General features: G+C 64.0%; 7 protein-coding genes and 1 pseudogene. All 8 read right to left on the bottom strand.

All coding sequences use genetic code 11. The annotated features are described in order from the left end of the window. Positions 1-186: 186 nt before the first annotated feature. Positions 187-1626 (bottom strand): dihydrolipoyl dehydrogenase, encoded by a 1440-nt coding sequence (gene lpdA / locus AC1DRP_RS33065; RefSeq protein ID WP_441507825.1) that lies wholly within the window; start codon positions 1624-1626, stop codon positions 187-189. 69 nt (positions 1627-1695) lie between these two features. Next, positions 1696-2439, bottom strand: coding sequence for a YqhG/Tai3 family protein (locus tag AC1DRP_RS33060; RefSeq protein ID WP_441491639.1), 744 nt, complete (start codon positions 2437-2439; stop codon positions 1696-1698). A gap of 60 nt (positions 2440-2499) precedes the next feature. Continuing rightward, positions 2500-3831: a pyruvate dehydrogenase complex dihydrolipoamide acetyltransferase gene (locus tag AC1DRP_RS33055; protein ID WP_441507826.1), complete on the bottom strand. Its 1332-nt coding sequence runs from the start codon at positions 3829-3831 to the stop codon at positions 2500-2502. Next, complete coding sequence (locus AC1DRP_RS33050) at positions 3822-4205, bottom strand: hypothetical protein (protein WP_113512609.1); 384 nt, start codon at positions 4203-4205, stop codon at positions 3822-3824. The genes AC1DRP_RS33055 and AC1DRP_RS33050 overlap by 10 nt, the downstream gene beginning before the upstream one ends. A gap of 4 nt (positions 4206-4209) precedes the next feature. Next, positions 4210-5619, bottom strand: a complete 1410-nt coding sequence (locus AC1DRP_RS33045; RefSeq protein ID WP_441491641.1) for a pyruvate dehydrogenase complex E1 component subunit beta — start codon at positions 5617-5619, stop codon at positions 4210-4212. 79 nt (positions 5620-5698) lie between these two features. Further along, positions 5699-6679 (bottom strand): pyruvate dehydrogenase (acetyl-transferring) E1 component subunit alpha, encoded by a 981-nt coding sequence (gene pdhA, locus AC1DRP_RS33040; protein ID WP_244523678.1) that lies wholly within the window; start codon positions 6677-6679, stop codon positions 5699-5701. 298 nt (positions 6680-6977) lie between these two features. Next, a complete protein-coding gene (locus AC1DRP_RS33035; protein WP_113512615.1) occupies positions 6978-7289 on the bottom strand; it encodes an FtsB family cell division protein in 312 nt (103 codons plus the stop codon). A gap of 41 nt (positions 7290-7330) precedes the next feature. Beyond that, a pseudogene (locus tag AC1DRP_RS33030) lies at positions 7331-7517 on the bottom strand (hypothetical protein); the annotation flags it as partial.

Raw genomic sequence — 7517 nt, 5'->3', positions numbered from 1 at the left:
GATCAGGCCGGTGATGATGTAGCGGACAAGCCCACCACCACCGACGACGATACTGGCGAGCCAGCCGGCGACGAGACCGATGATGATGGCGACGATAATCGAACGCAGATCCATGGTGGTCTCCAGCTCTCGTGTGTCAGTCTGCCATCACGGAACTTGGCGCGGAGGGCGCCCGGTTCAGCATCTCTACGCGTTCAGCACCTTCCCATAGGCGTCGAGCACGCTTTCCTTCATCGTCTCCGACAGCGTCGGGTGCGGGAAGATGGTGTGCATCAGCTCTTCCTCGGTCGTCTCGAGGTTCATGGCGACGACGAAGCCCTGGATCAGCTCGGTCACTTCCGCCCCGACCATATGCGCGCCGAGCAGCTTGCCGGTCTTGGCATCGAAGATCGTCTTGACCAGGCCGCTATCCTCGCCGAGCGCGACCGCCTTGCCGTTGGCAACGAAGTTGAACCGGCCGACCTTGAGCTCGTGCCCTGCCGCCTTGGCCTTGGCCTCGGTCAGGCCGACGCTGGCGATCTGCGGGTGGCAATAGGTGCAGCCCGGGATCATGTTCTTGTCCATCGGGTGCGGATGAAGGCCCTTGATCGCCTCGACGCAGATCACTGCCTCGTGCTCGGCCTTATGCGCCAGCATCGGCGGCCCCGCGACGTCGCCGATCGCGTAGATGCCCTTCACATTGGTCCGGCAGAACTCGTCGATGGCGATGAAGCCGCGATCGGTCTTCACCCCGAGCGTTTCCAGACCGAGATTCTCGACATTGGCAACGACGCCGACGGCGGAGATCATGCGATCGGCTTGAATCGTCTGCTTGGCGCCCTTGTCGTCCTCGATATGGGCCGTGATCGAATCCGCCGATTTCTCGACCTTGGTCACCTTGGCGCTGGTGATGATCTTCATGCCCTGCTTCTCGAAGGCCTTGCGGGCGAAGGCGCCGATCTCGGCATCCTCGACCGGCACGACCTGCGGCAGCACCTCGACCACCGTCACCTCGACGCCCATGGTGCGGTAGAATGAGGCGAACTCGATACCGATCGCGCCCGAGCCCATCACCAGCAGCGATTTCGGCATCTTCTGCGGGACCATCGCCTCGAAATAGGTCCAGATCAGCTTGCCATCCGGCTCGAGACCGGGAAGAGCACGCGGGCGTGCGCCCGTCGCGACAATGATGTGGTCGGCGGTGTAGCTGCCCTCGCCCTTGGCATTCTTCGGCGGTGGAACCTGCGGCTGCATCGCAGGCTTCGCCGTCTTGCCGACCACGATCGTGCCGGGCTTGGTCAGCTTGGCCTCGCCCCAGATGACGTCGACCTTGTTCTTCTTCATCAGGAACTGGACGCCATTGTTCATGCGGGCGGCGATGCCGCGCGAGCGTTGAACGATGGCGGCAAGATCGGCCTTGAAGGAGCCCTCGAGCGTCAGCCCATAGTCCTTGGCATGCTGGCCGTAATGCAGAATCTCGGCCGAGCGCAGCAAGGCCTTGGTCGGGATGCAGCCCCAGTTCGAGCAGATGCCGGCAAGGTGTTCGCGCTCGACGATCGCCGTCTTGAAGCCAAGCTGCGCCGAGCGGATCGCTGCGATGTAACCGCCGGGGCCGGAGCCGATGATGATGACGTCGTAGTCGGACATGTCCCTAACCCTTGTTCTAAATCGAAACCCGTCGCGCCGCGCGGTGCAGACGCCAAGCTCGATCGGCTATCATTGCTGTTTCGCTGCCCCCAGCTTCTGCAAGGCAGCGATGGATTGTGGCTCCCGCCCAAGCAGGAATGGGGCCTTGGTGCGCGCGGCGAGGCCAAAGACGTCGCCCTTGCGGGTCTCCCTCAATGCTTCACGCTGTTTCGCGTAGCTGCCGCATTCAAACCCGCTACCGCGATGCCCCGTCACGGGATTGTAGGAATTCGCAGCATAGCGGAAGCAGACATAGTTGAGGTTGATCTGGCCGCGGTAACGCCCTTCCTGAGGATCGTCGATCTCAGCCGAGGCGTTTTCCCAAAGCACGTTGAAGGTCCCGCGCAGKATCACATCGTTTCCGGGATACCAAAGAAAGGTCGTGCCGTTTGGTGCGATATACTCGACCTGAGTGCCGTGCTGAGGGCTATGGCTAACGATCGTTCTGTCGGCGAAGAACGACGCGATCACCTCCGGGGCGGCATAGGCTCGGGGGAACGCTGCCGTTCCCGAGGCTGCCTTGGGTTGCGTGTTGCGCGAGGTGTAGTCCGCTTGGGTCAGCACGGGCCGCGCCGCGAACAGTGCCCTCGGCCTGCGATATTCGCGCGCGACCGCTGGTCCGAACTCAACCACAGGCGGATGGCTCGCGTTGACCTCTTTCGCTGGCGAGGTCGCTGCCGAATGAGGGGTCTGACAGGCAGTAAGCAACAGGGGAAGAACTGAGGCGATCAGCGAATACCTTCCCAACCGCCTGTCTCTGTGGCTTGCGCCCATTTGTCCCCTCAACCGATCGTCGTGCAGGCCAATCCGACTCTTGCGACGTCTAAACGCCCATCACACCAGCATCGCCATCGGCTTCTCCACATAGCCTTTGAAGGCCTGCAGCAGTTCCGCCCCGAGCGCGCCATCGACCGCGCGGTGGTCGGTCGAGAGCGTCACCGACATGATGGTCGCAATCGCCAGCGCACCGTTCTTGACCACGGCGCGCTGCTCACCGGCGCCGACCGCAAGGATCGTCGCATGCGGCGGGTTGATCACCGCGGCGAAATCCTTGACGCCGAACATGCCGAGATTGGAGACCGCCGACGTGCCGCCCTGGTATTCCTCGGGCTTGAGCTTGCGGGTCTTGGCACGCGCCGCCATGTCCTTCATCTCGTTCGAGATCTGGCTCAGCGGCTTGTGGCAGGCGTCGCGGATGATCGGCGTAATCAGGCCGCCCGGGATCGATACCGCGACGCCGACATCGGCATGCTTGTGCTTGAGCATGGCACCGTCGGTCCAGCTGACATTGGCATCCGGCACGGCGCGCAGCGCCAGGGCGAGAGCCTTGATCACCATGTCGTTGACCGAAAGCTTGTAAGCCGGCTTGCCGTCCTTCTCGGGTGCCGCAGCATTGAGTTCTGCGCGCAGCTTCAGCAGCGCGTCGAGCTCACAATCGACCGTCACGTAGAAATGCGGGATCGTCTGCTTCGCTTCGGTCAGGCGGCGCGCGATGGTCTTGCGCATGCCGTCATGCGGGATCTCCTCATAGGAGCCTGGCTCGAACAGCTTCTTGACCGCCTCGTCGGAGGGGCCGGCCGCGAGCGGGGCAGCCGCCGGCTTGGGCGTGGCTGCCGCAGGAGCGGCTGCCGGCGCGGCCTTGGCGGCGCCGCCGGCCTTCGCCGTCTCGATATCGCGCTCGACGATCCGTCCGTGCGGGCCCGAGCCCTGGACCTTTGCAAGATCGAGCCCGGCATCCCTGGCGAGGCGACGCGCCAGCGGAGAGGCGAAGGGGCGGCTGCCGTCGGCAGAATGCGCAGCGGGCTGCCCAGCCACAACCGGGGCAGCTGCGGGAGCTGCCGCTGCTGCCTTGGCCTCGACCTTCGGCGCAGTCTCGCTCTTGGCGGGCGCGGTGCTGGGGGCCGATACGCTCTTGGCGTCCTCGCCCTCGCCGGCGATCACGCCGATGATTTCGTTGACCGCGACATCGGCCGTGCCTTCCGGCACCACGATCTTGGCCAGGATGCCCTCGTCGACGGCTTCGACCTCCATCGTCGCCTTGTCGGTCTCGATCTCGGCAAGGATGTCGCCGGACTTGATGGCGTCTCCTTCCTTCTTGAGCCACTTGGCGAGATTGCCCTTCTCCATGGTCGGCGAGAGAGCGGGCATCAGGATGTTTACGGGCATGGCTGGAGGCTCGCTTTTTCCAATTGGATGAGCAGCAGGCGGCGTGTCAGGCCCATGCCGAAGCTGAGGGACACGAAAACGAAGGCGATATAGTCGAGATGTTCCAGGGCGGTGCCGGCCAGCGTCCTCCCGAACATCAGCTCGGGAGCGAAGGTCTGGACTGCCTCCGGGATCAGCGTCAGCACGCCGCCCGCCGCCAGCAGGTAGGCGCAGAGATCGAGGCGGTGCAGGCGCAGGCGGGCGCCCGCTAGATGCGGCGGAGCCAGCGGGCGCGGCCGAAGCCGCTCCCGAGGTTTGAAATACGCGACCGCTCCAGAGGCCCCGGCAGCTGCGAGGCCGACCGCTGCGATCATGGCAGGGACGGTCAGCGCCACGGCATCAGGCCCTGTAGCAGACGGCCTTCGCCGCCGCGATGACCTCGCCGACATTCGGCAGGGCGAGCTTCTCGAGATTATGCGCATACGGCATCGGCACGTCCTTGCCGGTGACGCGGGCGACCGGCGCGTCGAGATAATCGAAGGCCGCTTCCATGATGCGCATGCCGATTTCGGCGGTGACGCCGGACTGCGGGAAGCCTTCCTCGACTGCGACGCAGCGGTTGGTCTTCTGCACGGAGGCAATGACCGTCTCGATATCCATCGGCCGGATGGTGCGCAGGTCGATGACTTCGGCCTCGATGCCTTCCTTGGCCAGGGCTTCGGCGGCGCCGAGCGCATAGGTCATGCCGATGCCGAAGGAGACGATGGTGACATCCGTGCCCGGACGCACGACCTTGGCCTTGCCGATCGGGATCAGGAAGTCGTCGCCCTTCGGAACCTCGAAGGTACGCCCGTAGAGAATCTCGTTCTCAAGGAAGATGATCGGGTTCGGATCGCGGATCGCGCTCTTCAGCAGGCCCTTCGCGTCCGAGGCGCTGTAAGGCATCACCACCTTGAGGCCGGGCACATTCGAGTACCAGGCGGCGTAGTCATGGCTGTGCTGGGCGGCGACGCGGGCGGCAGCACCGTTGGGTCCGCGGAAGACGATCGGGCAGCCCATCTGGCCGCCGGACATGTAGAGCGTCTTGGCCGCCGAGTTGATGATCTGGTCGATCGCCTGCATGGCGAAATTGAAGGTCATGAACTCGACGATCGGCCTCAGGCCGGTCAGCGCCGCACCAACGCCGATACCGGCGAAGCCGTGCTCGGTGATCGGGGTGTCGATGACGCGCTTGGGGCCGAATTCCTGGAGCAGGCCCTGCGTGACCTTGTAGGCGCCCTGATACTCGGCGACCTCTTCGCCCATGACGAAGACATCGCCATCCCGACGCATCTCCTCAGCCATGGCATCGCGCAGCGCCTCGCGGACCGTCATGGTGACGACCTCCGCACCCGCGGGGAACTCGCTCGACGCGTCATAGGACTTCGCCTGAGCAGGTACGCTCGGCGTGGCGGCGGCCGCAGGCGCTTCGGCCGAGGCCTTCTCCGCCTTGGCCTCGGGCTCGGCCGGCTTCTCGGCAACCGCCGCCGGCTTGGCGCCGCCTGAGGCTGCCGCCTTCACATCCTCACCATCGGCTGCGATCACGCCGATCGGCGTATTGACCGCGACGTTCTCGGTGCCGTCGGCAACCAGGATCTTGGCAAGGATGCCTTCGTCGACCGCTTCGACTTCCATGGTCGCCTTGTCGGTTTCGATCTCGGCCAGGATGTCGCCTGCCTTGATGGCATCCCCCTCGGCCTTGAGCCATTTGGCGAGCTTGCCCTCCTCCATGGTGGGCGAAAGCGCGGGCATAAGGATATCAATCGGCATGAACACACCCGGAATTTGAAAGGACGCGGGATCAGGAGATGCCGGCAAGGCCGGCAGAGACTTAGGCGCGGTCCGGGCCTCAGGCCCGGGCGTGCTCCAGCGTAATATCGGTGAAGAGCTCCGAGACATCGGGCTCCGGATCATGCGTTGCGAATTCGGCCGCGTCGTTGACGATCTCGCGGATCTTGGCGTCGATCGCCTTGAGCTCGTCTTCGGCGATCTTGAAATCGCGGGTGAGGCGCCCCCTCACCTGCTCGATCGGATCATGCTCCTCGCGCATCCGCTGGACTTCGTCCTTGGAGCGGTACTTTGCCGGATCAGACATCGAGTGACCGCGATAGCGATAGGTCTGCATCTCGAGAATGTAGGGACCCTTGCCCGAGCGGGCATGCGCGATGGCACGCTCGCCGGCAGCGCGCACGGCGCGGACATCCATGCCGTCGACCTGCTCGCCGGGAATGGAGAAGGACAGGCCGCGCTTGGAGAAATCGGTCTGCGCCGAAGCGCGGTTGACCGAAGTGCCCATGGCGTAGCGGTTGTTCTCGATCACGAACACGACCGGCAGCTTCCAGAGCTGGGCCATGTTGAAGCTTTCATAGACCTGGCCCTGATTGGCCGCGCCGTCGCCGAAATAGGTCATCGAGACCCGGCCGTCCTCCCGGTACCAGTTGGCGAAACCGAGGCCTGCACCGAGCGATACCTGCGCGCCGACGATGCCGTGCCCGCCGTAGAAGTTCTTCTCGCGGGAGAACATGTGCATCGAGCCGCCCTTGCCCTTGGAGTAGCCTCCGCGGCGCCCGGTCAGCTCGGCCATCACGCCGCGTGATTCCATTCCGGTCGCAAGCATGTGACCGTGATCGCGATAGCCGGTGATGACCTGATCGCCGTCCTTCGAGGCCATCTGCATGCCGATGACGACGGCTTCCTGGCCGATATAGAGGTGGCAGAAGCCACCGATCAGGCCCATGCCGTACATCTGCCCGGCCTTCTCCTCGAAGCGGCGGATCAGCAGCATCTCGTAATAGGCGTGAAGGTCTTCTTCCCTTGTGAAGGCGGGCATGTTGCTCAACGCTTTGGCCGCCCCCTTCTCCGCAGTTGTCTTGGCTGAACTGGCCTTTGCCGCGCCCTTGGTCGCGGTTTTGGCTTGAGCGGGAGCTTTCGTCTTGCGCGCGGCAACGGCCATCGGCGATCCTCCAAGATCATTCGACCTTGGTTGTAGAGGATCACATACCCCTTGGCGAGGGAGGTATCTCGCAATGCAGCATGAGTTATGTCGCTGATATTTCTAAGATTTCATGTATTAACTGGAATTCAGTTAATCGATGTAACCGGAACTATTCTGCGGCTTTTCCCGCTCCTCAGCGCCCCATGATGATGACATCGTTCCGATGGATCCGGCCGAGCGACGCGCGCGCGCGCTCTTCCAGCAGATCGCGATCGACGGCTTCGTCGCGCATCAGGGCGAGGCGTTGCTCCCAGCTCTTGCGCTCGGTGGTGAGCTCCTTGAGCTCATCCTCCATGACCCGCAGCGATTCCTGCAGGCCGCCGCGGGCCTCGAGCCCGCGCGAGCCATGCTGGGCATGGAACATGAAGTAGCCGACCGCTCCACTCGATACGAGATAGAGCGCGAGCGTGATGAAAAAGGATCTGAGACCACGGCGGACGACCATGCCGGCAGGCTAGCCTTGCGTGGTTTATGCCGGGTTAACGATCAGGGCCGGGAGACCTGCACGAAGCCGTCCGAACTCACCTGGGCGTCGCGCGCGATCGCTGTCAGGTCAGCCTCGACACGCCGCGCGATCGGCAGCCGGAAATGCAGCGGATCCCAGTAATTGCTATCCTGCTGCGTGACCATCGAGCGATGAGCGAAATCGGCGATGACGGCGCCGCGCCGCGCG

It is taken from the genome of Allobosea sp. 01N443, assembly GCF_056399325.1.
This window is presented reverse-complemented; position numbering and strand designations above follow the sequence as displayed.